This window comes from Micromonospora palythoicola (assembly GCF_036689795.1).
Classification (GTDB): domain Bacteria; phylum Actinomycetota; class Actinomycetes; order Mycobacteriales; family Micromonosporaceae; genus Micromonospora; species Micromonospora palythoicola.
This window is the reverse complement of sequence record NZ_JBAGKI010000009.1, coordinates 80,798-106,078: the sequence shown is the minus strand read 5'-3', so window position 1 is coordinate 106,078 and position 25,281 is coordinate 80,798. Positions and strand designations below refer to the sequence as shown.

The window sequence follows — 25,281 nt, the reverse complement described above, 5'->3', positions numbered from 1 at the left end:
CCAAACCGCACTAGGACAGTTGGAGGGATCCTACAAAGACTGACGCTGGTCATCACCATGCTGTGATCTTTTACTGACTGGTGGGGCCAATGTCTGGGTCGGCACCACCGGGTCGAGCCGACCGACGGTCAGCGCGACCCGCAGCGCGAACGCGTCCCGGGGCGCCAGCGGGCTGAACCCGGTCACCTCGGAGATCCGCCGCAGCCGGTAGCGCACGGTGTTCGGGTGCACGTACAGCGCCCGGGCGGCGCTCTCCAGCGTGCCACCGGCGGCGAAGAAGGCGTCCAACGTCTCCAGCAGTTCACCGCCGGCGCGGACCAGCACCGCGTACACGTCATGGCGCAGCCGCCGGCGGGCCTCGGCGTCGCCGGCCAGGGCCCGCTCGGGCAGCAGGTCACCGGCGTGCACCGGGCGTGGTGCCGCCGGCCACGCCGGGGCGGCACGGTACCCGGCCAACGCCGCCCGCGCCGACTCGGTCGCCTCGTCCAGGCTCGGCACCGCCGGACCGACCACCACCGGCCCGTCGCCGAAGGCGGTGAGCAGCTTGCCGGTGGCCGCGACCGGGTCCGCCGCCCCGCCGAGCACGATGACCAGCCGGTCGCCGTGCACCCCGCCGATCACCTCCACCCCGATCCGGCGGGCCTGCCGGTAGACGGTGTGCAGGACCGCGGCGACCTCGCCGCCGGGGGAGTGACCGACCGCCACCGCCACCGGCGGCGCGTCCGTCCAGCCCAGCGCGGCGGCCCGGCTGGCCAGCACGTCCGGCGAGTCGCCGCGCAGCAGCGCGTCCACCAGCAGGGCCTGCAACCGGGCATCCCAGGAACCGCGCGATTCGGCGGCCCGGGCGTAGACCCGGGCGGCGGCGAAGGCGATCTCCCGGGAGTACCGCAGCACCGCCTCCCGCAGTTGCGGCTCCTCACCGGGGGCGGCGAGGTCGCCGACCTGCTCCTCGACGACGTCGATGGTGACCTTGATCAGGGCGACGGTCTGCTGGAGGGTGATCGAGCGGGCCAGCGCCTGCGGTGCGGTGGCGAACACCTCGTCGGAAACCTCCTGGGTGCCCTCGGCGGCCCCGCCGCCGGAGCGCAGCCACTGGACCAGGGAGCGGGCGCCGGCCTGGGCCACCAGCATCACCCAGGAGCGCTGGTCGGCCGGCAGTTCCCGGAACCAGGGCAGGGTCTCGTCCATCCGGACCACGCTCGCGGTGGCCAGTGCGCCGGCCGCCCGCTCGATCCGGCGCAGCGTGGCCGACAGGTCCGTACCGCCCGACTCGCTCACCCGCTTAGCCTGACATGCGCTGAGCTGGACCTCGACGGCAGGCGTCGGCACCGGCGGTCGAGCGGTACGCGCTGCGCGGCCGGTCAGAACCGGCCAGTACGGTGACAGGGCACGTCGGGTGGGCGCCGGCGGGTGAGGGCGAGCGTGAGGAGACGCCGATGGCGTACGGGGAGGCCGACCACGGCTGTGCCCAGGGGGAGCCGTGCCGACCCGGTCCGCACGAGCAGCCGGCCCTCGCCAAGCACCACCGCCGGCCGCCCGGCCTGGCGCATCCGGCCGAGCCGGTCGCCGGTCGCGTGCCGGAACGTCCGGAGGACGACCCCGCGGCCAACCGGCAGCTCGGCGGCGAGCCGCCGGTGCCCCGCCAGCGCGGCGTCGAGTCGGCCAACGCCGGGCCGACCGATTCGGCGGTCGATGGGTGTCGCAGTGACCTGCCCGGCTGGGCGGGGGGCCACCGACACGGTCCGGTCCGTCCGGCGCACCGCAGCCTGCGGCGGCAACGCCCGCCGGGTCGTTGGTGCTGAGCGGAGGGACCGGGCCGGCCCGGCCGGCGGCGTGGTCGGCCGCACGGACCGCGGCCGCGCCGTGGCTCAGTGGGTACGGCGGCGGATCAGCAGCGCGATCCCGGCGAGTCCGACGGTGATCACCATTACCACCGCGACGTTCAACAGGAGCAGGCGGCGCAGATCGCTGAACGCCTCGTTGATGTCCTGCGCGGGGTTGAGCGCTTCCTCAGGGATGATGCGTTCACCTCCGCCGACGCCCCCGCTGACCGCCTCGTAGGTCCGCTCCAGCGGCACACCGGCGGTCCGCAGCGTCTCGGACATGCTCACCCGGCCGAGATACCAGGCTGCGCTGACCTTGCGGTCGGGCTGCTTGGCGGGGCGGTAGACGCGCGGCCCGCCGACCGCCTTCGGGTACAGGTCGTAGGTCTGCTTCGGAGCGTCGCCGGCCAGCACCATGACCGTGTACTTCGGACCGAGGTCGGCCTTCTTCGGGCCACCGGACTGGCGGACCAGGCCCCGGTGATTCACCTGCTCGATGACGGCGACGACATGCGCGGGGTGGGTGTCGGCTCGCAACCGCAGCGGCTCGCCGAGCCCGTGCCCGGTGATGTCCACGCCGGCCGGCGGTGTCTTCGGTGCCGCCCCGGCCGTCGTGGCGGAGGTGAGCGACAGCAGCAGCGCCGCCACCGCACCCACCGTCGCTCCGGTCAGTCGCCTCATCCGTCGGACCATGCCGCCTCCTCGCCCCGTTCGATGGTGGCCGTGCTGCAGGGGTCACACGTTGGCAGGCTGACGGTGGTGACCCTGCCCGCAAGACAGGTACCCACTCAAAGACTCCGCGGAACGCCGATCGGTTGCAGCTGATGGAACACTAATTGGAACTGTCCGCCATTGCGACTCGCTCAACGGCCAGCCGCGAAGCAGCGGGCGGATTTTACCTTTGCGGAGGCCATGGTGGGGGCAGGATAACGCGGGTGTCGTGGTCCTGGGCAGTGCTGTTCGGCGTGTCGTTATCGATACCGGCGACGCCGTCCACCCCCGAGTCAGACCAGGCGGACCCGGGCCGCGCGCATCCGGGTCAGGGCGCGTTCGCGCCCGAGCACCTCCAGCGACTCGAACAGCGGCAGGCCGACGGTACGGCCGGTGACCGCCACGCGTACCGGCGCCTGGGCCTTGCCGAGCTTGAGCCCGCGCTCCGCGCCGACCGCCTCCAGCGTGGCCTTGAGCGTCTCCGCGTCCCAGGACTCGACCGCCTCGAAGGCCGCGATGGCGGCGTCGAGCAGCTCCGCCGACCCCTCCTTCATCGCCTTCGTCCAGGCCGCCTCGTCGATCAGCGGTGAGTCGACGAAGAGGAAGTCGACGTTCGGCACGATCTCGCTGAGCACCGCGATGCGGGTCTGTGCCAGCGGGGCCACCGAGGCGAACACGGCGGGGTCGAACTCGGCCGGCTGCCAGGGCGGCGGCGCGATGGCGCCGGTCCCGGTCAGCCAGGGCTGGCACGCCTCGATGAACTCGGCCACGGGCAGCGCCCGGATGTACTCGCCGTTGAACGCGCGCAGCTTCTTCTCGTCGAAGAACGCCGGTGAGGGGTTGACCTCGGCCAGCCGGAACTCCTCCTCGATGACAGACCAGGGCACGATCTCCCGGTCGCCGGAGGGCGCCCAGCCGAGCAGCATCAGGTAGTTGCGCATCGCCGAGGCGAGGTACCCCTCGTCCCGGTACGCCTCCAGGGCGACCTTGTCGCGGCGCTTGGAGAGCTTCTGCCGCTTTTCGTTGACCACCACCGGCACGTGCGCCCAGATCGGCGGCTTCACCCCGAGCGCGTCCCAGAGCAACTGCTGCTTCGGGGTGTTGGGCAGGTGCTCCTCGGCCCGGATCACGTGGGTGATGCCCATCGTCATGTCGTCGACGACGTTGGCCAGCAGGAAGACCGGCGAGCCGTCACCCCGGGCGATGACGAAGTCCTCGATGAGCTTGTTCTCGAAGGTCGGCTCGCCCCGGATCAGGTCCGTCACCACGGTGGCGCCCTCGTCGGGGGTGCGGAAGCGCAGCGCCCGGCCGTCGCCCGGCGGCAGCGCCCGGTCGCGGCAGTGGCCGTCGTAGCCGGTGTACTGGTTGCCGGTGCGGGCCTGCACCGCCTCGCGGGTGCAGTCGCAGTAGTACGCCCGACCCGCCTCGTACAACCGCCGCGCGGCGTCCCGGTGCTCACCGGCGTACGAGGACTGGAAGTAGGGCCCCTCGTAACTGCCCCGTTCGATGCCGATCCAGTCCAGCGCGGAGAGGATGCCCTCGGTCCACTCCGGCTTGTTGCGGGCCGCGTCGGTGTCCTCGATGCGCAGCACGAACACCCCGCCCTGCTGCCTGGCGTAGATCCAGTTCTGGAGTGCCGAGCGGGCACCGCCGACGTGGAACATACCGGTCGGGGAGGGGGCGAAGCGCACACGTACCGTCACGACCTCCAGCCTACGGCGACGCGCTACCGCATTGGGCCAAGGGGTGCGGCTCAGGGCACCGAGCGGATCTTGAGGACCAGGACGCTGCCGAGCAGGGTCACCGCCGCGGTGGTCGCGTACAGCGCCGGGTACCCGCCCAGGTGCACCACGATCGGGGCGGAGACGGCCGGACCGAGCACCTGCGGCGCCGAGTTGGCAATGTTGATCACGCCGAGGTCCTTGGCCCGGTCGGTGGCTCTCGGCAGCACCTGGGTGATCAGCGCGGCGTCGACCGACAGGTACACCCCGTAGCCGGCGCCGAGGACCAGCGCGGCGACCACCGCCACCGGCCAGGTGGGCGCGGCGGCCAGCAGCAGCGCGGCCACGGCCATCACCACGCCCGCGGCGATCACGAACACCTTCCGCCGGCCGGAGCGGTCCGAGAGCCGGCCGGCGATGACCGTGGTGGCCGTCAACCCGGCGGTGTAGAGCAGGATCAGCACCAGCAGCCCGCCCTCGGGGTCGGCGACGCGGACCTCGTCGGTGAGGAAGTAGAGCAGGTAGAGCGTGCCGAAGGCGTTGCCCAGCTGGACCAGGAACCGGGTGATCCACGCCCAGCCGAAGTCCGGGTACCGGCGCGGTGAGACCCACATCCCGGCGAGCAGGCCGCGCAGCGCCGGCCGGTGGGCGCGGGGCAGCGGATCGTCGACCGTGCGCAGCGCGAACGGCAGGGCGAGCAGCAGGACGGCGGCGGCCACGGCCAGGTAACCGGCGGTGTTGCCGGTGACCAGGACGGTGACCAGCACGACGCCGAGGACCAGCCCCAGCGCCTGCGGGATGCCGACCCAGCCGGAGACGCCGCCCCGCTGGGCGACCGGAACCCGGTCGGGCACCGCGGCGGTCAGGCTGGCCAGCATCGCGTTGAAGCAGACCTGCGCGGCCACCCAGCCGACGGTCACCGCGAGGACGGTACGCGCCTGGGCGAGCAGCACCAGGGCCAGCGCGCCGAGCACCGCGCCGCCGAGGGTCCAGACGTGCCGGCGGCCGAACTCCCACCGGCCCAGGCGCAGGCAGGTGCGGTCCGACAGGGCGCCGGCGAGCGGGTTGGCCAGCACCGCGGCGAGGGCGCCGAACCCGGTGACCACGGCCAGCATGGTCTCCTTGTCCGTCGGTGCGATCTGCCCGATCTGCTGCGGCAGCAGCACCTGGATCGGGGTGAAGAAGGCCATCCAGACGCCGAGGTTGGCGGCGAACAGCAGCGCGATCCATCCGCGCCGGACCGGCACGGTCGGCTCGGCGAGCGCGGCCGGCAACGAGGCCGGGGTGGGGTCGACGGTGGTCACCGGGACTCCCGCCGGTTGGTCGCGATCACCTCACGCAGCCAGGCGTACGACGACTTGGGCGTGCGCCGCCCGGTCTCGAAGTCCACGTGCACCAGGCCGAATCGCTTGGTGAAGCCCTCGGCCCACTCCCAGTTGTCCAGCAGCGACCAGACGAAGTAGCCGGTCACGTCGACCCCGTCGTCGATGGCGGCGCGGACGGCCCGCAGGTGACCGTCCAGGTAGGCGATCCGGTCCGGGTCGGACACCCGCCCGTCGGCGTCGGGCGCGTCGTCGTAGGCGCAGCCGCTCTCGGTGACCTGGATCGGCGGCAGCGCCGCGCCGTAGCGGTCACGCAGCCCGCCGAGCAGCTCGCGCAGCCCGTCCGGGACCACCGGCCAGTCGAAGGCGGTACGCGGGTAGCCGGTGAGCGGCGCCAGCTCGAAGGGCAGCGGCGAGCCCTCCTCGGGGGCGCGTACCGCGGTGGGGTTGTAGTAGTTGACGCCGAGCACGTCGATCGGCGCGGCGATCACCTCCAGGTCGCCGTCGCGGACCACGGCGGTGTCGAAGCCCAGCCGCGCCGGGTACCCGCGACCGAGCAGCGGGTCGGTGAAGAGATGGTTGTGCAGGGCGTCGTAGGTCGCCGCCGCGGCGGCGTCGGTCGGGTCGGCGCCGACGACGCGCACCGGTGAGTAGTTGTTGGCGATGGCCACCGGGCTGGTGCTGCGGGCGCGCAGCGCGGCGACCGCGAGGCCGTGGCCGAGCAGCTGGTGGTGGGCGACCGGGAAGGCGTCGAAGAGCAGCACCCGACCGGGGGCGTGGACACCGGTGGCGTGCCCGAGGCTCATGTGGATGAACGGTTCGTTGAGGGTGATCCAGAGCCGCACCCGGTCGCCGAGGCGGGCGGCCACCAGGTCGGCGTACTCGGCGAAGCGGTGCGCGGTGTCCCGGTTCAGCCAGCCCCCGGCGTCCTCCAGCGGCTGGGGCAGGTCCCAGTGGAAGAGGGTGGCGACCGGATCGATGCCGTGCGCGAGCAGGTCGTCGACCAGCCGCTCGTAGAAGTCCAGGCCGGCGGGGTTGACCGCACCGGTGCCGCCGGGCAGCACCCGGGGCCAGGCGACCGAGAAGCGGTACGCGCCGACGCCCAGCCCGGCCATCAGGGCGACGTCCTCGGCGTGGCGGTGGTAGTGGTCGCAGGCCACGTCGCCGCTGCTGCCGTCGATGATCCGGCCGGGTGTGTGGGCGAAGGTGTCCCAGATGGACGGTCCCCGTCCGTCGGTGCCGGCGGCGCCCTCGATCTGGTACGCCGACGTGGAGACGCCCCAACGGAAGCCGGTGGGGAACTCGGGCATCGGTGCGGTCGACATACGCCCTCCCGGTAAACGCGAAACGTGCTCGGAACTCTAGGGGGCGGGGAGACCACACGCCATAGGCCGCCGAGCGGCCAGGGGCAATACCTTTCGGCGTGTCTTTTACGAACCCGTCCATATACGTCCGTTTTTGCGCATAGAGTGCCGAATATCGTGGGATGTCCTCACTGGAGGAAGACGGAAATGATCCTCGTGGAACGCAGCGCGCACGTGGCGGCGCCGGTGGAAGCGGTCTGGGACGTGGTGCAGCGGGCCGAGCAGTTGCCGGCCTGGCTGGCCGGGGTCCGTGCGGCCGAGGTCCTCTCGGGGGAGGGCTTCGGTCGGCGGCAGCTGGTCCAGGCCGGACGCGGAGCCGCGCATGAGGCTGAAGTGATCGCCTATCAGGAGCCGACCCTGATCGGCTGGCGCGAACGCGCCAAGGGCGCCGGTGCCCGAGCGGAGGCGCGCACCGAGATATACGTCCAGCTCACACCCGACGAACAGGAGGGTGGCACCGTCGTCCGGCTGATCGTCGTGCGCTGGCCGGCCGGCCCGGTCAAGGCCGCCCTGCTCCGGCTCGGCCTGCGTCGGGTCGGCGCCGACCTGGAGGACTCGCTGGCCCGGCTGACCGACCTGGCCGCCGTCGGCTGACGGGCCGCGTCCCGGCGTCACCCGCGAAGGTGGCGGCCCCGGTGCCCCCTCCAGAGGCACCCGGGCCGCCACCGCTCGTCGGAGCCCCGGCGTGGGGTCGACTCACACGACCACGGTGAACGCGGCGACGCGTACCTCGTCGAGGTGCCGGAACTCGAAGAACAGCCGGTACGTGCCGGCCGACGGCACGGTGACACCGAACGCCACCACCGAACTGGGCTGGCTGGCCGCCGCCGGATGCACGTGCAGGTACGCCAGGTCGCCCTGGCGCAGCGCCACCAGGTGCCCGTACGCGCCCAGGTGCCGTTGCAGGTCGTCGACCGGCCGCCCGTCGTGGCCGAGCCAGACGAGCACCTGGTTGGACTCGCCCGCCCGCAACCCACCGTCGAGGGTGACCGTGTAGCCGTCCACCAGGATCGTCTCCTCCGGTGGTGCCAGCGGGCCGGCGGCGTACCGCCCGGGGACCGGCATGTCGACGCCGAGCGTGACGCCCGCGGGCGCACCCTGCGGCCAGAAGTCCGCGATGGCCCGGAGCGGGCCGGGTCTGGCCGGCGTGACCGTGACCCGCCAGGTGCCGTCGGCCGACATCTCCGGATGCACGTGCTGGTAGCCGGAGAGGTCCCGACCGACCAGGATCAGGTGCATCCGGCGTTCGTGGTTCTCCTGGAACGTGGTGAGCGCCGCGCCGGCCGCGTCGGTGATTCGGAAGGCCAGCTCACCCGGCCGGCCGGCGGCCAGGCTCGGTGTGTCCAGGGCCAGCGTCCAGCCGTCGCGGGACACCTCCAGTCCGCCCGGGCGGTGGCCGAGGTGCGCGGTGGACGCGGCCCGGGGTGCCGGAGCGGAGGCCGGCGTGCCGGCGCGACCGGCGAAGAAGCCGACGGCCAGGGTCAGGCCGAGTACCAGCGCGGCGGCGGCGTACCGCCACGCCGTGCCGACCGCCGGCGCCGCCGGCGACGGGTCGGGGCGGGGGCGCCCCGGCTGGGACGCCCCCTCGACCTGGCCGGCGGCCGTAGCCGGCCGATGGTCGGTGGTGGTCATGACAAGCGGGGCTGGAGGACGAACAGCCCCTGCTCGATGCCGCTGACCACCACGATGCCGCTCGGGTAGTACGGATAGGTGCTCCACGCCCCGTTCATCGAGGCGCTGTTGCTGGACGGGTAGATGTCGAAGTACCCGGCCTCGGTGGCCTGACCGCTGGCCACGTTACGCAGGTCCAGGATGCGCAACCCGGCCCGGTAGTTGGCCTGGTAGCTGTAGCTGCCCTTGACGTACTGGTTGTGATCGGTGGCCTGCACCCCGGACGGGGCGCTGTAGGTGCCGATGTGCCGAGGTGCGTCGAGGTCGGCCAGATCCCAGATGTAGGTCTGCGTCCGCACCCCGCGCCGGGTCTCGTCCAGTTCGTCGTCCAGCAGGAAGTACCGCTGGTTGTCGGTGAACCAGCCCTGGTGGGTGTACGCCCGCCCGCTGTAGCCGATGCGGGACAGCTGCCGGGGAGCCGACTTGGTGGTAACGTCGACCACGGTCACCGTGTCCTCGTTCGAGCTGACGCAGATCTCCCGCCCGGTGTAGGTGGTGTCCGGACCCCGGTAGACGACGCACTGGGTGTCGTGGGTGTAGCCGTCGTTGCTGACGCAGCCCGCGTACACCGGGGACTTCGGGGTGCGGATGTCGACCATGTGCAGGCCGCCGCTGCACGTGTTGGTGCCGACGGCGTACGCGTACCCGGTCTGCTCGTTGATGGCGATGTTGTGCGAGTTGCCGAACTGGCTGTAGTGCGTGTTGGCCGTCCAGGTCTGCGGCGCGGTGACGCCACGGAGCCGGGTCAGGTCGAACACCTGCATGCCGTGCCCGGAGACGTCGGCCACCACGTACGCGTGGTCCCGGTAGACCTTGATGTCCCGCCAGATCGCGGTGCGGTTCTGGTACGCGGGCAGGTTGCCCAGGTAGACCGGAGCGGTCGGGTTGGACACGTCCACGAACGAGGTGCCGTTGCGCCGGCCGACGAGCGCGTACTCCTTGCCGGTCTGCGGGTCGGTCCAGCCCCAGATGTCGTTGGCCTGGCTGCCGCCGATGCTGGACAGCGGCATGAACGACAGCAGGTCCACGTTGCGGCAGGGGTAGCCCGACGCCTGTCCGTTGCTGCAGGTCGCGGCGGCGGCCGCGACGAGTTGCTGAGTGGGTTCGCGCTGGGCCATGAACTCCTGGGCCGACGCGCGTCCGGCCGGGGTGGCCGGGTCGTGTGCCACCGAGGGCGAGCCTGCCGGGAGCATCGACACCACCAGGGCGCCGACGGCCAGGGTGAGGCCGATCCGGACGATTCGCATGAACGCTCCCTCCCGTCGCGCGCCGAGGCGGCGGTGACGTCCCGGCCGGCGGTGGACGGGCGCGACGGGGGTAGGTCCACCGGCCGGCCTGGTGTCCCCGGGTACCGCTGAAACACCTATCGGCAATTGTGGATGCGCTGTGTTACACGAAACAGATGCTCATCGATACCGGATGGGTCATATCTGCGCACCGATCGCGGCGCGGGGCCCCACCGCGCCGGGTTCCGGCGTCGCACGCGGAAGGGCCCGGCGCGGTGACACCGCGCCGGGCCCTTCGAGGGAGACCTTCCCCTGGTTCAGCTGTCCCCGCCGGTCTCACCGACCGGGGCGGCGTTGACGTCGTCGATGGCGTACTTCTTGGCCGCCTCCGCCGGCATGTGGGCCGGCACCGCCCCGCGCAGCGCGAGCTGCCGCAACGTCGCGACCGCGACCGACTCGGCGTCGACGTGGAAGTGCCGCCGCAGCGCGTGCCGGGTGTCGGACAACCCGAACCCGTCGGTACCCAGCGAGGTCCAGTCACCCGGCACCCACCGGGAGATCAGGTCCGGTACCGCGCGCATCCAGTCGCTGACCGCGACCTTCGGGCCGTCGGCGTCGGCCAGCTTGCGCTGGATGTACGGCACCCGCTGCTCGGCGCCCGGGTGCAGGAGGTTGTACTCCTCGCACTCCACCGCGTCACGGCGCAGCTCCGTCCAGGAGGTCACCGACCAGACGTCGGCGGCCACCCCCCAGTCCTGTGCCAGCAACTGCTGCGCCTTGAGCGCCCACTGCATGCCGGTGCCGGAGGCCAGCAGGTTCGCCCGGGGGGCGTCCCCGTCCAGCGACGGGGCGGGGGAGTAGCGGTGGATGCCCTTGACGATGCCCTCGACGTCGACGCCGTCGGGTTCCGCCGGCTGGTGGATCGGCTCGTTGTAGACGGTGAGGTAGTAGAAGACGTTCTCCTGCTCCTCGCCGTACATCCGGTGCAGGCCGTTCTCCATGATGTGCGCGATCTCGAACGCGAACGCCGGATCGTACGCGACGACCGCCGGGTTGGTGGCGGCCAGCAGCAGGGAATGGCCGTCCTCGTGCTGGAGGCCCTCGCCGTTGAGCGTGGTGCGTCCGGCGGTGGCGCCGAGCACGAAGCCCCGGGTCATCTGGTCCGCGGCCGCCCAGAAGCCGTCGCCGGTGCGCTGGAACCCGAACATCGAGTAGAAGATGTACATCGGGATCATCGGCTCGTCGTGGGTGGCGTACGAGGTGCCGGCCGCGGTGAACGAGGCGACGGAGCCGGCCTCGTTGATCCCCTCGTGCAGGATCTGCCCGGCGGTCGACTCCTTGTACGACAGGAACAGCTCCCGGTCCACCGAGGTGTACCGCTGGCCGTGCGGCGAGTAGATCTTGGCGGTCGGGAAGATGGAGTCCAGGCCGAAGGTGCGTGCCTCGTCGGGGATGATCGGCACCCAGCGCCGGCCGAACTCCTTGTCCTTCATCAGGTCCTTGAGCAGCCGGACGAAGGCCATCGTGGTGGCCACCTTCTGCTTGCCCGAACCGCGCTTGACGTCGGCGAAGCGCTCCGCGCCGGGGATGGCCAGCTTCTTGGCGCTGGTCCGCCGGGTGGGCAGGTAACCGCCGAGCTGCTTGCGCCGCTCGTGCAGGTACTGCATCTCGTCGGACTTCTCGTCCGGCCGCAGGTACGGCGGCAGGTAGGGGTTCTCCTCCAGCGCCGAGTCCGGGATGTCGAGGTAGAGCCGGTCGCGGAAGGTCTTCAGGTCCTCCAGCGTCAGCTTCTTCATCTGGTGCGTGGCGTTGCGGCCCTCGAAGTGCGAGCCGAGCGTCCAGCCCTTGATCGTCTTGGCCAGGATCACGGTCGGCTGGCCGGTGTGCTCGGTCGCCGCCTTGTACGCCGCGTACAGCTTGCGGTAGTCGTGCCCGCCCCGCTTGAGGTTCCAGATCTCGTCGTCGGTCAGCCCCTCGACCATCTTGCGGGTACGCGGGTCACGGCCGAAGAAGTGCTCCCGCACGTACGCGCCGGATTCCGCCTTGTAGGTCTGGTAGTCACCGTCGGGCGTGGTGTTCATCAGGTTGACCAACGCGCCGTCGGTGTCGGCGGCGAGCAGCGGGTCCCACTCCCGCCCCCAGACGACCTTGATGACGTTCCAGCCGGCGCCCCGGAAGAACGCCTCCAGCTCCTGCATGACCTTGCCGTTGCCGCGTACCGGTCCGTCCAGCCGCTGCAGGTTGCAGTTGATGACGAAGGTGAGGTTGTCCAGCTCCTCGCGGGCGGCCACCCCGATCGCGCCCAGCGTCTCCGGCTCGTCCATCTCGCCGTCGCCGAGGAAGGCCCAGACGTGCTGGTCGGAGGTGTCCTTGATGCCCCGGTGGTGCAGGTACCGGTTGAACCGGGCCTGGTAGATGGCGTTCAGGCCGCCCAGACCCATGGAGACCGTGGGGAACTCCCAGAAGTCCGGCATCAGCCGGGGGTGCGGGTAGGAGGGGAGGCCGCCGCCGGGGTGGGACAGCTCCTGCCGGAAGCCGTCGAGCTGATTCTCGCTGAGCCGGCCCTCCAGGTACGCCCGCGCGTACATGCCGGGGGAGGCGTGCCCCTGGTAGAAGATGTGGTCGCCGCCGCCAGGGTGGTCCTTGCCCCGGAAGAAGTGGTTGAAGCCGACCTCGTAGAGCGAGGCCGAGCTGGCGTAGGTCGAGATGTGGCCACCGACGCCGATCTCCGGCCGCTGCGCGCGGTGCACCAGCATCGCCGCGTTCCACCGCACGTACGCCCGGATCCGGCGCTCGACGTGCTCGTCGCCGGGGAACCACGGTTCACGCTCCGGCGGAATGGTGTTGATGTAGTCGGTGGTGGTCAGCGACGGCACGCCGACCTGACGCTCCCGGGCGCGCTCCAGCAGCCGCAGCATGACGTAGCGGGCTCGCTTGGTGCCACGGTCGCCAATGACACCGTCGAGCGACTCGACCCACTCGCTGGTTTCTTCGGGGTCGATGTCCGGAAGCTGGCTCGGCAGGCCGGCCGTGATCACCGGGCGCTTGCGTTCCGTAGCCACAGGCGTTCCCTCGGTTGTGTGTGGGATAGGTCTCTAGCGCCATCCTGCCCCGTCGTGGCACTCGCCGTCACGTCCACCCGGCCTAAGGGCGACGCTCGACACAGGTACCAACCAGTAACTTTGCCGTCCCAAGGCGGTCGCGGCGGGCCGTCGTCCGGTGCGGAAGAATGCGGGTGTGCGCAGCGAACTGATCACCGTCCGGACCGGTTCCCGGCCGACCGTCCGGGACATCACCGCCGAGGCCGAGCAGTTCGTCGCCGGCTGTGGCGACGGGCTGCTGCACGTCTTCGTGCCGCACGCCACCGCCGGCGTGGCCATCATCGAGACCGGGGCGGGCTCGGACGACGACCTGCTCACCGCGCTGGACGCCGTGCTGCCGACCGACGAGCGGTGGCGGCACCGGCACGGCTCACCGGGACACGGTCGCGATCACGTCCTGCCCGCCTTCGTCGCCCCGTACGCGACGCTGCCGGTGCTCGGTGGGCGGCTGGCCCTGGGCACCTGGCAGTCGATCTGCCTGGTCGACACCAACGGTGACAACCCCACCCGGCAGGTCCGGTTCTCCTTTCTCTCCGGCTGACGCCACCCGCGGTGTCCCCGGCAGGACCGCGCCGTCTCCCCCGGGGGAGACGGCGCGGTCGCGGAGCTGCGGCGTTCCCGCCGGACACCGGTCAGGGCCGACGGGTCTCGCTCTCCACGGTGCGTTGCCCGGCGTCGACGTCCGCACCGGCGGCCCTCGCGGCGGCCGGCGGGTCGTCCCGGGTCAGGTGCAGCCCCGGGACACGGTCCTCGATGACGAACCGGGCGCGGGTCCGGGCCGGGGCACCCGGGCTGCTCACGAACGGCAGCACGTCGAAGTCGGCGGTGAGCTGTTCCCTGGTCAGCGTGGTCCGGACGTAACCCCGCAGGTTGTTGTGGAAGCGCAGGTGGGGATTCCAGGCCAGCCACGGGTGCGTGCCGGTCGCCGAGTCCGCCCCGTCGCCACCCGAGGTGATCGAGGAGCACACCAGCTCGCTGCCGACGGTGCGTGAGATCGGATCGGCGTAGTCGAGCTTCAGGTCGCTGGCCCAGTGCGCGTGCACGTCGCCGGTGAGCACGACCGGGTTGCGTACCCCGGCCGCCAGCCAGCCCCGGGTGATCCGGTCCCGCGAGGCGAGGTAGCCGTCCCAGGCGTCCATGCTGGTCACCGTGAGCGGTCCGGAGTCGCGGTCCCGCTGGGCGAAGAAGACCTGCTGGGCGAGGAGGTCCCAGCGGGCCGAGGAGCGGCGGAACCCGTCCAGCAGCCACGCCTCCTGCCGCTCGCCGAGGATGGAGCGGCTCGGCTCGGCCGCCTCCGGGCACGACTGGTAGCCGTCACCGCAGGCCTGGTCGTCGCGGTACTGCCGGGTGTCGAGCAGGTGGAAGGTGGCCAGCCGGCCCCAGCGCAGCCGCCGGTAGAGCTGCATGTCGACGCCGCGCGGCAGCGAGGTGCGGCGTAGCGGCATGTTCTCGTAGTACGCGCGGAAGGCGGCCGCCCGCCGGGCCGGGAACTCCGGGTCGGGTGCCTCCGGCACGTCGTCGGCCCAGTTGTTCTCCACCTCGTGGTCGTCGAAGACCACCGCCCACGGCGCGACGGCGTGGGCCGCCTGAAGATCCGGGTCGGTCTTGTACTGGGCGTGCCGCTGCCGGTAGTTCGCGAGCGTGCGGGTCTCCGGACCCTCGTGGTCGCGCGGGTTCCCACCGGGTGCGGTGTAGGTGTCCCGGGCGTACTCGTACTGGTAGTCGCCCAGGTGCAGGACGAGGTCCGGTTCGGTCTCGGCCAGCCGCCGGTACGCGGTGAAGTACCCGTGCTCGTACTGCGAGCAGGAGGCGAACGCCATGGCGAGCGTCGCGGGCAGGCTCCACGGTGCGGGTGCGGTGCGGGTCCGCCCGACCGGCGACAGGTGCCGCTGCACCCGGAACCGGTAGAAGTACTCCCGGCCGGGCAGCAGGCCGGTGAGTTCGACGTGCACGCTGTGCGCCCTCGCCGCGTGCGCGTCGACGACTCCCCGCCGCACGACGTGCCGGAACCGCTCGTCGGCGGCGAGTTCCCAGAAGACCGGCACCATGCGGTCGGGCATGCCGCCGAGACCGTCCTCGGCCAGCGGCTGCGGTGCCAGCCGGGTCCAGAGCACGAAACCCTCGTGGTCCGGGTCACCGGAGGCGACACCGAGCGTGAACGGGTAGGCCAGGGCTCTCCCGGGCGGCCGGGACGGCGCCGGCGCCGCGCTCGCGGGCAGCGTGCCACCGGCGATTCCGGTGGCACCGGCCGCGCCCGCCGCCAGGCCGGAGAGCAGGATGGTACGTCGGGACAACGACACGATTGCCTCCCCAGGTCGGTACGTGGTCCACGGGGAGACTCGCTTCCGTCGATGAATCGGGGGTGAAAGAAAGAACCCTTTCCCGCCGCTATTGCCCGAACAAGGGCCGAGCGCGGCAGATCCGGCGAACCTTCCGGCCGCCCGACACCGATCGGACGAGGTCGGCGAGGGTCCGCCGACCTAGGATGTGACCATGTCACGGCCGATCATCGCCCCGGTCGGCCCGGAACCGGGCGACCGCGCCGGGCTGGCCGGTGACGCGGTACGCCGGATCATGCACGTCGCCGCCGCCCTGCGGCACCACCAGGATCTCGACATCGCCGCGCTGGGCCTGACCCCGGCCGTGGCCCGCGCCCTGTACCAACTCGACCCGGACCGTCCGCTGCCCGCCCGCGACCTGGCCGAGCAGCTGCGCTGCGACCGGTCCAACGTCACCGCCCTGGTCGACAAGCTGGAGCAGGCCGGGCTGGTGGAGCGCCGGGTCGACCCGACCGACCGGCGGCAGAAGACGCTCGTGGTGACCGACGCCGGGCGGCGGATGCGTGATCGGGTCCATCTCGTGCTCTCCGACTCGCGGCTGCTGACCGCGCTCGACAACGAGGAACTCGCCGCGCTGCGTGAGCTGGTGTGGAAGGTCTCCGACGGCGGCTGTCCCGAGGACTGCGGCCCGACCGGGCGGGCGTGAAACGCACTCGACTGTGCGATGCGTGCCCCGGTCGGTAATGCTGTCGGACGTGACCACCCCGCAGGATCTCGACGACCGGTTCCGGGAGAGCCTGGCCGCCCTCGCCACACCGCCGCATCGTGGCGACCCGGCGCGCCCGGTGGCCGAGGGCAGCGCGCTGACCGGTACCCAACTCCTGGACCTCTTCGACGCCCAGGTCACCAGCCGGCAACTCGACCTGGCCGCCCGCTGGCTGCGCAGCTTCGGCGAGGGCTACTACACCATCGGCTCCGCCGGTCACGAGGGCAACGCCGCGGTGGCGGCGGCCCTGCGGTCCACGGATCCGGCTCTGCTGCACTACCGCTCCGGCGCCTTCTACTGCGTCCGCGCCGCCCAGGCCGACCCGGCCGCGCCGCCCACACCGGCGGTGTCTCCCACCCAGGCAGTGTCTTCCACGCCGGCAGTGTCTCCCACGCCGGCAGTGTCCCCCACGCCGGTCGTGCCGCCGACACTGTCGCCGGCCGAGACCGTGGCGACCGCCGCCGACGGTCCGGCCACGGAGGCGGCGGAGGCTGGCCAGCCCGTCGAGGTCGACGCCTCCGGCCGGCAGTCCGCCGTGCCGGACCAGGCGGGGACCGGCGAACCACAGATCGCCGGTGCGCCGGACCAGCCGGTGATCGGTCCGGTCACGGCGGAAACCGACTCGCCGAGCGGTGCGAGCGCACCCGGTGACCGGCCCGACGCGGCGGAAACCAACCCGCCGGGCGGTGCGGGCGCGCCCGACGACGGGTCCGACGCGGCGATCGACCGGACGGACGCGACCGCCGACGACCCCGCCGTCGATCCGGCGGGCAGGGCAGCCGCGCCCGCAGACCGACCGGCGGCAGTGCCGCTGGCCGACTCCAGGCCCGCCACCCTGACCGTGCCGGTCTCCGGGCCGGGCGACAGCGTCGGACCCGGCAGCGTCCGGATGGCGGTGGTCAAGCGGCCGGTACCCCGGGCGTACGCCGAGGCGGCCCGGGACGTCCTGCGCGGCATGGTGGCCTCCAGCCAGGAACCGATCGCCGGTGGCCGGCACAAGGTGTTCGGTCGTGCCGATCTCGCGGTGGTCCCGACGACCTCCACCATCGCCTCGCACCTGCCCCGGGCGGTCGGGATGGGTCTCGCGGTCGAGCGACTGCGCCGGCTCGACGCGAGGGGGGAAGCGAACCGAACCGGTGCGGAGCCCGAACCGACGCCCTGGGCGGCCGACGCCATCGTGGTCTGTTCGTTCGGCGACGCCTCGATCAACCACGCCAGCGCCACGGCCGCGTTCAACACCGCCGGCTGGTACGACCACACCGGGCTGCGCATCCCGGTGCTCTTCGTCTGCGAGGACAACGGGCTGGGCATCAGCGTCCGGTCGCCGCAGGGATGGGTGGCGACGGCCCTGCGGTCCAAACCCGGCATCCGGTACTTCGCCGCCGACGGCACCGACCTGGTCGGCACCTACGCGGTGGCGGCCGAGGCGGCGGCCTGGGTACGCCGGCACCGACGCCCGGCCGTGCTGCACCTGACCACGGTCCGGCTGATGGGCCACGCCGGCGCGGACGCCGAGAGCGCGTACCGCCCCGCCGCGGAGATCGCCGCCGACGTGGCCCGGGATCCGGTGGTGGCCACCGCGCGGCGGCTGGTCGACGCCGGACTGGCCAGCGGAGCGGAACTGCTGGACCGCTACGACGAGATCGGCTGGCAGGTCCGCCGGATCGCCGAGGAGGTGCTCGACGAACCGAAGCTGGCCGACGCCGCAGAGGTGATCGCCCCACTGGCACCGCGCCGCCCGGTCCGGGTGGCCCTGGCGGTCGCGGACGCGGGTGCCCGCGCCGCCGGCCCGGACGCCGGGGCGCGGGCCGAGGCGTTCGGCGGCAAGCCGCCGGAACTCGCCGGGCCGCTCACCCTCGCGCAGAGCATCAACGCGGCGCTCACCGACGGGCTGCTCAGTCATCCGCAGATGGCGGTCTTCGGCGAGGACGTCGCCGCCAAGGGTGGGGTCTACGGGGTGACCAAGGGGTTGCGTGACCGGTTCGGTGCCGCCCGGGTGTTCGACACGCTGCTCGACGAGACCTCCATCCTCGGCCTCGGTCTCGGCGCGGGCCTGGCCGGGATGCTGCCGGTGCCGGAGATCCAGTACCTGGCGTATCTGCACAACGCCGAGGACCAGCTGCGGGGCGAGGCGGCGACCATGCGGTTCTTCTCACAGGGGGCGTGGCGCAACCCGATGGTGGTGCGGGTGGCCGGGCTGGCGTACCAGGAGGGCTTCGGCGGGCACTTCCACAACGACAACTCGGTGGCCGTACTGCGGGACGTGCCGGGCCTGGTGATCGCCGTGCCGGCCCGGCCGGACGACGCGGCGGCGATGCTGCGGACCTGCCTGGCCAGCGCGGCGGTGGACGGCAGCGTCTGCGTGTTCCTGGAGCCGATCGCCCTCTACCACACCCGCGATCTCTACACCGACGGTGACGGCGAGTGGCTCGCCCCCTACGCCGAGCCGGCCGCCTGGGCCGGTGGTCACGTCCCGGTGGGGCGGGCCCGGGTGTACGGCGTCGGTTCGGCCGAGGACGTCACCATCGTCACCTTCGGCAACGGCGTACGGATGGCGCTGCGGGCCGCCTCGGTGCTGGCCGACGAGGGCGTCGGCACCCGGGTCGTGGATCTGCGCTGGCTCGCGCCGCTGCCGGTGGCCGACCTCATCCGGGAGGCCGCCGCGACCGGTCGGGTGCTGGTGGTGGACGAGACCCGCCGGTCCGGTGGAGTCGGCGAGGGAGTGATCGCCGCGTTGGTGGATGCCGGATATGTCGGGGCGGCGCGCCGGGTGGCGGCGGTTGACTCTTTCGTCCCCCTGGGTCCGGCCGCCCGGCAGGTCCTGGTGTCCGAGGAGGCCATCACCCAGGGTGCCCGTACGCTGCTGGCACGGTAAATTTCGTTCCACCCGGTGCGCCACTTGCGCAGGAGGGCACAACTGTGTGGACTTTGCCTGACGGCGTCGAGCAGACGCCGGCTCGGACGAGATGAGGAGGCACGCGACAGTGAGCGCGACCGCTGGTCAGGCTGCTGACGGGGTACGCAGCCTGGCGGACCGGTTCGGCATCGAGCCGGGGATGGTCGTCATGGAGATGGGCTACGACGACGACGTCGACTCCGATCTCCGGGACGCCCTGACCGACCGTTGTGGAGATCTGGTCGACGAGGACACCGACGAGGTCGTCGACGCGGTGCTGGTCTGGTACCGGGACGGCGACGGTGATCTCTTCGAGTTGCTCGTCGACGCCCTCGGCCCGCTGGCCGACAACGGGGTCGTGTGGCTGCTGACGCCCAAGGCCGGCCGCGAGGGCCACGTCGAGCCGAGCGAGATCGCCGAGTCCGCACCCACCGCCGGCCTCCAGCAGACCTCCACGGTCAACGCCGGCAAGGACTGGAGCGGTGCCCGACTCGTGCTGCGTCGCGGCGCCAAGGGCAAGAAGTAACCCGACCCGCGGCGGGCGACCGAGGTTGTCCCGAACCCACCCGAGGAGTTCGCATGCCCATCGAGGTTGGCGTCGAGGCGCCCGACTTCGTGTTGAAGGACCAGAACAACCAGCAGGTCCGGCTCTCCGACTTCGGCGGCCGACGCACCGTCCTGCTGGTCTTCTACCCGCTGGCGTTCACCGGCGTGTGCCAGGGTGAGCTGACCGAGGTGCGGGACAACCTCGACGAGTACGTCAACGACGAGATCCAGGTGCTGACCGTCAGCGTCGACTCGGTGTACGCCCACAAGATCTGGGCGGAGCGGGAGGGCTACGAGTTCCCGCTGCTGTCGGACTTCTGGCCGCACGGCGCGGTCGCCCAGGCGTACGGCGTCTTCAACGACGTCGCCGGCATCGCCAACCGCGGCACCTTCGTCATCGACCGGGCCGGCGTGGTCCGCTTCGCCGAGATGAACCCGCCTGGCGAGGCACGCGATCAGCAAAGCTGGCGCAAGGCCCTGGCGGAAGCGGTGGCCTGACCCGACCCGTCGGGTGCGAGGCGTCCGTCCGGGCCGGCGGGTGGCAGGGTAAGCTTGCCAACCGCCGGCCCGCCGTACGGCGTCCCGGGCGCGTAGCTCAGTGGGAGAGCACTCGCCTTACAAGCGAGGGGTCGCAGGTTCGAAACCTGCCGCGCCCACCAACCCCCTTACACCTGCTCAGCTGCGGCTGGTACCGACCGGCCTCAACCTGATGGGAAGGGGCTTCGGGTGGCTGTCGCCGAGGTGAGCGGCGTCCGATTCTGGTACGAGACGCACGGCGGCGGTCGGCCGCTGGTGCTGCTGCACGGCGGGTTCGGCACGGGGGAGGCCTTCGCCGCGATCCGGCCGGCGCTGGCGCGTCGTCGCCTGGTGGTCAGCGTCGACCTGCCCGGTCACGGCCGCACCCCGGACACCGGACGCCCACTGCGGTACGAGTCGATGGCCGACGACGTGGCGGCGCTGATCGTGCACCTCGGCCTGGCCGAGGCCGAGGTGCTCGGTTTCTCCCTCGGCGGTGGGGTCGCGCTGCGGATGGCGGTGCAGCACCGGCAGTTGCTCCGTCGTCTGGTGGTGGTCTCCGCGCCGTGTCGGCGGCAGGGCTGGTTTCCCGAGGTGCTCGCCGGCATGCCCGAGCCCGACGAGGCGGCCGCCGAACGGATGCGCGGCACCCCGCCGGAGCAGCTGTACCGTCGCGTGGCGCCCCGGCCCCAGGACTGGCCACTGCTCTGGACCAGGACCGGTGAGCTGCTGCGTCGTGACTACGACTGGTCCCCGGAGGTCGCCTCGATCACCACCCCGACGATGCTCGTCTTCGCCGACGCCGATTCGGTCCGCCCGGCACACATGGTGGAGTTCTTCGGGCTGCTCGGCGGCGGGCATCGGGACGCCGGGTGGGACGGCACCGACCGGCCGGCTGCCCGACTGGCCGTCCTGCCTGGACTCACCCACTACGACATCGTCGACTCGCCCGCCCTGCCCACGGCGGTCCTCCCCTTCCTCACCCACGTCTCCACCCCACCCATCTGACACCCCCGACCCCGCCCCCGCTGGCAGGTCACCGCGACGCGGGGCAGCACCATCAGGGATGTTGCGGTGTCGTCGCAGCTTGGAGGCGGCAGTTTCGGGGATGTTGCGGGGTCGCTTTCGCTTGGAGGCGGCAGTTTCGGGGATGTTGCTGCCTCGAAGATCGGGGGTGCGCGGGTCAGGCGGGGCCGACGTCAGGTGTCGGCGCGCTCGGCCAGCCAGGTGAGCAGGGCCTCGGCCTGCGCGTGCTGGAACTCGCGGAGGGTGGGGATGCCCGGCGGCGGGGGCAGGCGGGCCCGGTCGGTGAGGAAGCCGGCCAGGCCGGCGTAGAGGCCGGTCACCGCGTCAGGGTCGGCTGCGGCGGTCAGCGGCCGGCGGCGCAGCAGGGCCTCGGTGTCGTGCCCACCCTGCAGGCGTACGTCGAGCAGCAGCATCGCGGTGTCCAGCCAGGCCGGGCCGCGGGCCGCCCAGGGCCAGTCGACCACGGTGACGCGGCCGGTCCGGTCGACGAGCAGGTTGTCCGCGCGGAGATCCACGTGACACAGGGTGTCGCCGGTCAGCAACGCGAGGCCACGGTCCGCCCAGGAGCGGAGTTCGTCGAGATGGGCGCGGGCCCACGGGTTCATCTCCGGTGGCGGGTCGTCGACGATCCGCCGCCAGCCGGCGAACTCGTCGGCCAGCCGCTCGGCGATGCCCGGTACCTCCGGCACCGGGCTGGGCGTGAGTGCCGTCGCCATCCGGTGCAGCGCGTCCAGCACCGCGTCGAGTTCGTCGGTGCGCCACGGGGTGACGGGGTGGCGCCCGTCGACGTCGGTGAGCACCAGGGCCACCCAGTGGCCGTCGTCGTGACAGCCGAGCAACCGGGGCGTCGGGGCGTACTCGGGCAGCGTGGCGGTGATCCGCGCCTCGGCCCGGTGCATGTCCGGGGTGTCCGGGTTCTGCGCCGGGCTGGCCGCCTTGACGAAGGCGCGCCGACCGCCGGCGGTGCGTACCCGGTCGGCGGTGCCGGGGGAGTATCCGCCGGGCTGCGACACCGCTTCGACCACCCGGTCGCCGAGGATCTCCTCCACGGCGGATCGGACATCGGGGGGCAGCTGGGCCCACCGTAACCGATTCCTCGTCTGCGCCAGCATGGCGTTCACGCTGCCCGGCGGGCACCCGAGCGGGCAAGGCGTTTCCTTCGCGAGGACTGCCGGGCGCGAGGCGTGCGTCCGGGCCGGCGGTCGGCCGGGTGAGGTTGCCGACCGCCGGCCCGCGTACGGCGGTCAGCGCGCCAGCACGACCTCCACCTGCTGCCGGGTGCCCCAACCGGTCCGCCAGCAGGTCACTGCCCCGTACCAGCGGATCACTCGCAACACCACCGCCGCGAACACCACCGCCACCGGCGCCAACAGCCACGTCCACACCCGGCGGCCGGTCGATTCGTCAGACCGGCGGACCGTCAGATAGCGCAACGTCTGCGCCCACCCCACGATGAAGGTCACCGACAACAGCCACGGCAGTGCCGTGAGGGTCGGTTCGACCACCGGGGACACGAACACGACGGTCACGAACACCACCGTGGCGACCACCATCGACGCCCAGCGCAGCAGATGTGCCCACCAGGCGTACGACCGCAGCGGCAGGTACCGCACCCGCCACCAGGAGCGGATGAAACTGCCCCGCATCCACCGCAGGTACATGCGGCACAGGTGGCCGAACCGGTCCGGCATCAACGCGAACGCGAACGCGGTCGGCTGCTGCACGGTGCGCCCCCTGACCATCGCGAACAACGTCAACAGGGAATCATCCGAGAAGGCCACGTTCCGGCCGAAGAACCGCTCGGTCAGGTAGCCGTCAAGGTTGTCCCGGACGACATCAGCCCGGTAGGCGGCGATCGGCCCGGAGTTGACCCACACCGCTCCGAACACCGACAACGACGACCGGTCGGTGAGCTGACCCGTGACAAACCACAGGTCGGTGATCCGCGCGAGGAACGACGACCCCACGTTCGCGGCCATCACCACGCCGGCCACCGACTGCACGCGAGGATCAGCGAACGGCAGCAGCAGTTCGTCGAGCGCCCGCGGATCGGAGACCGTGTCCGAGTCGACCGTCCAGTAGATGTCCGCGTCGCGGGTGGCGCGGACGGCCACGGCCTGCGCGTGCCGCTTGCCGGCGTTGGCCTGGACATGCCACGACACCGCGATCCCGTGCCCGGGGGCGGTGGCGAGAAACCACCGCTTCACGGTCTCGTACCCGCCGGTGTCGGTCGAACCGTCGTCCACGACGTAGATGACGTCAGGGGTGCGGGTCTGCCTGACCATGGATTCGAGGCAGGCACGCAGTGCCGCCGGGTCCTCGTTGTAGACGGGGACGATCGCCACCACCCGCAACCCGTCGAGATACTCGCGGGCCTGGCCGGTCGCCGTCGCCGGCCGCTCCAGGTAGGCGCCGCCGATCTGCCACAACAGCAACAGGAACATGCCCGCGTACACGTAGGTGAAGCGGTGCCCGGCGCCGTCGAGAGCGCCCGAGACCGCGAACACGTGGTGTATCGCCCACACTGCCGCGGCGGCCAGCACGACCGCCGCCGCGAGCAGCACCCGTCGGGGTCCGATGCGCGCGCTCATCCGCCGATCGGCCGTCCGCGTCGGAACGTCAACCGGATCATGCAGGCACCGGTGACCACCATCAGCACACCGACAGCGGCGATGACGAGCGGCAACGACAGTTGCACGACGCCGACACCAGCGGTGCCGCCGATGGTGACCACGTCGAGTCCGGTGCGGGGCAGGGTGCTACCTGACGACATCGAGTTCTCCGCTCGGGGCTGCGGGGGCTGTGACGGCGGGCAGGGTGCAGCCCCAGTCGTGCCCCGGCCGCCGCGTGGATCAGCCGCTCGGGGTGCGGGATCCGGTCGACACCCTCGCAAAGCCGTCAACCAGGGTCAACCACGCTCTGTCACCCCATCGAGCTAATGTGTGACCGCCTGACGCGCGCCGCGACCGGTCGTCGCCGGAGGTAGTCAACTTGTCGACAGCGGCCCCGCGCGGAATGTCGCAGTCTGTCCGGTCGGCCCCGGTGCCGGCCGCACCCCATTCGTCAACCGCACCGCCGCCGAGCAGACCGCGAGGACTGTTCACCTGCGCAGCGGGAAACCTCGAACGGACGCACCTGGGGAGGAGCGACGGATGACGCGTGCCGGACTGACCATCGGCGTGCTCGGCTCGTACGGTGGGCGCAACCTGGGCGACGAGGCGATCCTCACCGGTCTGCTGACCGATCTGCGTCAGCAGGAGCCGCACGCGCGGATCATCGTGTTCTCACGGAATCCCGCGCACACCGCCGTCGCCCACCCGGACGTGGAGGCGGTGCCGTGGGAGGGGGTCAGCCGGACCGACTCGGCCCTCGTGCTGTCCCAGCTCGACCTGCTCATCCTGGGCGGCGGCGGCATCCTCTACGACAAGGAGGCACGCCGCTACCTGCGGGTGGTCCGGGTGGCGCAGGAGCGGGGCCTGCCGCTGCTGACGTACGCCGTCGGCGTCGGGCCGCTCAACGAGATGGTGGACACCGGCATGGTCCGGGAGACGCTGGCCAGCGCGGTCCAGGTGACCGTACGTGACCAGGAGTCGCGGATGGTGCTGGAGGAGGCCGGCCTGCTCAACCCGATCACCGTCACCGGCGATCCGGCGTTCCTGCTGGAGCCGGAGGACTTCCCCGCGCAGTTCCTCCGCGAGGAGGGCGTGCCGGCCGGCAAACGGCTGGTCGGGATGAGCGTGCGGGAACCGGGCCGGGCCGCGGAACGGCTGGACGTGGACGGATACCACCGGCTGCTGGCCCAGATCGGTGACTTCCTGGTGCACCGGATCGACGCGCACGTGCTGTTCGTGCCGATGGAACGCGACGACATCCGGCACTCGCACGGCGTGCTGTCGCACATGATCGCCGCCGAGCGGGGGCGGATCCTGCACGGCACCTATTCACCGCAGCAGATCCTCGGGCTGATGAAGCACTTCGACCTCGCGGTCGGTATGCGCCTGCACTTCCTGATCTTCGCGGCGATGATGGGCACCCCGTTCCTGCCCCTGCCGTACGCCGGCAAGGTCTTCGACCTCGCGCAGCGACTCGGGGTGCCGGCGTTGCGTGGCGTGGAACGCGAGGTGGAGGGCCCACTGCTGGCCGAGGTGGACCAGTTGTGGGACGAACGCGAGCAGCGGGCCGAGGTCACCGCCCAGCGGGTGGCGCGGGTGTGCGACGAGGCCAGGGGCACCTCCCAGGTCACCCGGGCGGTGCTGGAGAGCCTGCGCAACCGGTCCCTGGTCGAGGTCGGCGCCTGACCGCACGGGGTCGGG

General features: G+C 72.1%; 21 protein-coding genes and 1 tRNA gene. 10 read left to right on the top strand and 12 right to left on the bottom strand.

The features are described from left to right. Window positions 1-30: 30 nt before the first annotated feature. Window positions 31-1,365: a PucR family transcriptional regulator gene (locus V5O40_RS06575; protein WP_332904640.1), complete on the bottom strand. Its 1,335-nt coding sequence runs from the start codon at window positions 1,363-1,365 to the stop codon at window positions 31-33. Window positions 1,366-1,436: 71 nt separating this feature from the next. Here V5O40_RS06575 and V5O40_RS06570 point away from each other — a divergent pair, with 71 nt between their 5' ends. After that, the gene (locus V5O40_RS06570; protein WP_332904624.1) at window positions 1,437-1,802 is read left to right on the top strand and encodes a hypothetical protein; all 366 of its coding nucleotides are present in this window, start codon (window positions 1,437-1,439) and stop codon (window positions 1,800-1,802) included. 66 nt (window positions 1,803-1,868) lie between these two features. Here V5O40_RS06570 and V5O40_RS06565 read toward each other — a convergent pair whose 3' ends face one another. The 4 genes from V5O40_RS06565 to V5O40_RS06550 form a co-directional block, all read right to left on the bottom strand. Beyond that, on the bottom strand, window positions 1,869-2,516 hold the full coding sequence (locus V5O40_RS06565; RefSeq protein WP_332904623.1) for a hypothetical protein: 648 nt from the start codon (window positions 2,514-2,516) through the stop codon (window positions 1,869-1,871). Window positions 2,517-2,827: 311 nt separating this feature from the next. Further along, complete coding sequence (gene gltX, locus V5O40_RS06560) at window positions 2,828-4,237, bottom strand: glutamate--tRNA ligase (RefSeq protein WP_332904622.1); 1,410 nt, start codon at window positions 4,235-4,237, stop codon at window positions 2,828-2,830. Window positions 4,238-4,287: 50 nt separating this feature from the next. Beyond that, window positions 4,288-5,559: an MFS transporter gene (locus tag V5O40_RS06555; protein WP_332904621.1), complete on the bottom strand. Its 1,272-nt coding sequence runs from the start codon at window positions 5,557-5,559 to the stop codon at window positions 4,288-4,290. Beyond that, window positions 5,556-6,902 (bottom strand): GH1 family beta-glucosidase, encoded by a 1,347-nt coding sequence (locus V5O40_RS06550; RefSeq protein WP_332904620.1) that lies wholly within the window; start codon window positions 6,900-6,902, stop codon window positions 5,556-5,558. The genes V5O40_RS06555 and V5O40_RS06550 overlap by 4 nt, the downstream gene beginning before the upstream one ends. Window positions 6,903-7,088: 186 nt before the next feature. On the opposite strand from V5O40_RS06550, the gene V5O40_RS06545 reads away from it, so the two are divergent. Beyond that, window positions 7,089-7,535 carry an SRPBCC family protein gene (locus V5O40_RS06545; protein ID WP_093401307.1) on the top strand — a complete coding sequence of 149 codons (447 nt, stop codon included), beginning with the start codon at window positions 7,089-7,091 and terminating at the stop codon, window positions 7,533-7,535. A gap of 102 nt (window positions 7,536-7,637) precedes the next feature. Here the strand turns inward: V5O40_RS06545 and V5O40_RS06540 are convergent, their stop codons facing one another. The 3 genes from V5O40_RS06540 to aceE all read right to left on the bottom strand — a co-directional run bounded on the left by V5O40_RS06540 (window position 7,638) and on the right by aceE (window position 12,900). Then, complete coding sequence (locus V5O40_RS06540; RefSeq protein WP_332904619.1) at window positions 7,638-8,573, bottom strand: hypothetical protein; 936 nt, start codon at window positions 8,571-8,573, stop codon at window positions 7,638-7,640. Then, complete coding sequence (locus V5O40_RS06535) at window positions 8,570-9,859, bottom strand: choice-of-anchor B family protein (RefSeq protein WP_332904618.1); 1,290 nt, start codon at window positions 9,857-9,859, stop codon at window positions 8,570-8,572. The genes V5O40_RS06540 and V5O40_RS06535 overlap by 4 nt, the downstream gene beginning before the upstream one ends. A 296-nt stretch (window positions 9,860-10,155) precedes the next feature. Then, complete coding sequence (gene aceE, locus V5O40_RS06530; protein ID WP_332904617.1) at window positions 10,156-12,900, bottom strand: pyruvate dehydrogenase (acetyl-transferring), homodimeric type; 2,745 nt, start codon at window positions 12,898-12,900, stop codon at window positions 10,156-10,158. Window positions 12,901-13,075: 175 nt separating this feature from the next. Here aceE and V5O40_RS06525 point away from each other — a divergent pair, with 175 nt between their 5' ends. Next, window positions 13,076-13,480, top strand: a complete 405-nt coding sequence (locus V5O40_RS06525; RefSeq protein ID WP_269737643.1) for a YjbQ family protein — start codon at window positions 13,076-13,078, stop codon at window positions 13,478-13,480. Between the two features lie 91 nt (window positions 13,481-13,571). On the opposite strand, the gene V5O40_RS06520 is transcribed toward V5O40_RS06525, so the two are convergent. After that, a complete protein-coding gene (locus V5O40_RS06520) occupies window positions 13,572-15,239 on the bottom strand; it encodes an alkaline phosphatase D family protein (protein WP_332904616.1) in 1,668 nt (555 codons plus the stop codon). Between the two features lie 193 nt (window positions 15,240-15,432). Between V5O40_RS06520 and V5O40_RS06515 the strand changes: the two genes are divergently transcribed. From V5O40_RS06515 to V5O40_RS06490, 6 genes are all read left to right on the top strand, one after another. After that, the gene (locus V5O40_RS06515; protein WP_332904615.1) at window positions 15,433-15,924 is read left to right on the top strand and encodes a MarR family winged helix-turn-helix transcriptional regulator; all 492 of its coding nucleotides are present in this window, start codon (window positions 15,433-15,435) and stop codon (window positions 15,922-15,924) included. A gap of 37 nt (window positions 15,925-15,961) precedes the next feature. Further along, on the top strand, window positions 15,962-18,859 hold the full coding sequence (locus V5O40_RS06510; RefSeq protein WP_332904639.1) for a thiamine pyrophosphate-dependent enzyme: 2,898 nt from the start codon (window positions 15,962-15,964) through the stop codon (window positions 18,857-18,859). A 109-nt stretch (window positions 18,860-18,968) separates the two neighbouring features. Continuing rightward, window positions 18,969-19,406, top strand: coding sequence for a DUF3052 domain-containing protein (locus V5O40_RS06505; RefSeq protein WP_164449321.1), 438 nt, complete (start codon window positions 18,969-18,971; stop codon window positions 19,404-19,406). 53 nt (window positions 19,407-19,459) lie between these two features. Further along, entirely contained in the window at window positions 19,460-19,924 is a 465-nt protein-coding gene (locus V5O40_RS06500) for a peroxiredoxin (RefSeq protein WP_332904614.1), read from the top strand. Window positions 19,925-20,010: 86 nt separating this feature from the next. Continuing rightward, window positions 20,011-20,085 (top strand) — tRNA-Val (locus V5O40_RS06495). A gap of 67 nt (window positions 20,086-20,152) precedes the next feature. Next, window positions 20,153-20,950 (top strand): alpha/beta fold hydrolase, encoded by a 798-nt coding sequence (locus V5O40_RS06490; RefSeq protein ID WP_332904613.1) that lies wholly within the window; start codon window positions 20,153-20,155, stop codon window positions 20,948-20,950. A gap of 191 nt (window positions 20,951-21,141) precedes the next feature. Here V5O40_RS06490 and V5O40_RS06485 read toward each other — a convergent pair whose 3' ends face one another. From V5O40_RS06485 to V5O40_RS06475, 3 genes are all read right to left on the bottom strand, one after another. Beyond that, on the bottom strand, window positions 21,142-22,080 hold the full coding sequence (locus V5O40_RS06485) for an aminoglycoside phosphotransferase family protein (protein WP_332904612.1): 939 nt from the start codon (window positions 22,078-22,080) through the stop codon (window positions 21,142-21,144). 132 nt (window positions 22,081-22,212) lie between these two features. Next, complete coding sequence (locus V5O40_RS06480) at window positions 22,213-23,559, bottom strand: glycosyltransferase (RefSeq protein ID WP_332904611.1); 1,347 nt, start codon at window positions 23,557-23,559, stop codon at window positions 22,213-22,215. Further along, a complete protein-coding gene (locus V5O40_RS06475) occupies window positions 23,556-23,741 on the bottom strand; it encodes a hypothetical protein (RefSeq protein ID WP_332904610.1) in 186 nt (61 codons plus the stop codon). The genes V5O40_RS06480 and V5O40_RS06475 overlap by 4 nt, the downstream gene beginning before the upstream one ends. A gap of 379 nt (window positions 23,742-24,120) precedes the next feature. Between V5O40_RS06475 and V5O40_RS06470 the strand changes: the two genes are divergently transcribed. Continuing rightward, window positions 24,121-25,266 carry a polysaccharide pyruvyl transferase family protein gene (locus V5O40_RS06470; RefSeq protein ID WP_332904609.1) on the top strand — a complete coding sequence of 382 codons (1,146 nt, stop codon included), beginning with the start codon at window positions 24,121-24,123 and terminating at the stop codon, window positions 25,264-25,266. Window positions 25,267-25,281 lie beyond the last annotated feature (15 nt).

Coding starts and splice junctions, on each gene's coding strand:
- V5O40_RS06540 (WP_332904619.1), bottom strand. CDS start 8,573: ATGACCACCACCGACCATCGGCCGGCTACGGCCGCCGGCCAGGTCGAG.
- V5O40_RS06565 (WP_332904623.1), bottom strand. CDS start 2,516: ATGGTCCGACGGATGAGGCGACTGACCGGAGCGACGGTGGGTGCGGTG.
- V5O40_RS06510 (WP_332904639.1), top strand. CDS start 15,962: ATGCTGTCGGACGTGACCACCCCGCAGGATCTCGACGACCGGTTCCGG.
- V5O40_RS06515 (WP_332904615.1), top strand. CDS start 15,433: ATGTCACGGCCGATCATCGCCCCGGTCGGCCCGGAACCGGGCGACCGC.
- V5O40_RS06485 (WP_332904612.1), bottom strand. CDS start 22,080: ATGCTGGCGCAGACGAGGAATCGGTTACGGTGGGCCCAGCTGCCCCCC.
- V5O40_RS06550 (WP_332904620.1), bottom strand. CDS start 6,902: ATGTCGACCGCACCGATGCCCGAGTTCCCCACCGGCTTCCGTTGGGGC.
- V5O40_RS06570 (WP_332904624.1), top strand. CDS start 1,437: ATGGCGTACGGGGAGGCCGACCACGGCTGTGCCCAGGGGGAGCCGTGC.
- V5O40_RS06470 (WP_332904609.1), top strand. CDS start 24,121: ATGACGCGTGCCGGACTGACCATCGGCGTGCTCGGCTCGTACGGTGGG.
- V5O40_RS06480 (WP_332904611.1), bottom strand. CDS start 23,559: ATGAGCGCGCGCATCGGACCCCGACGGGTGCTGCTCGCGGCGGCGGTC.
- V5O40_RS06500 (WP_332904614.1), top strand. CDS start 19,460: ATGCCCATCGAGGTTGGCGTCGAGGCGCCCGACTTCGTGTTGAAGGAC.
- V5O40_RS06545 (WP_093401307.1), top strand. CDS start 7,089: ATGATCCTCGTGGAACGCAGCGCGCACGTGGCGGCGCCGGTGGAAGCG.
- V5O40_RS06475 (WP_332904610.1), bottom strand. CDS start 23,741: ATGTCGTCAGGTAGCACCCTGCCCCGCACCGGACTCGACGTGGTCACC.
- V5O40_RS06535 (WP_332904618.1), bottom strand. CDS start 9,859: ATGCGAATCGTCCGGATCGGCCTCACCCTGGCCGTCGGCGCCCTGGTG.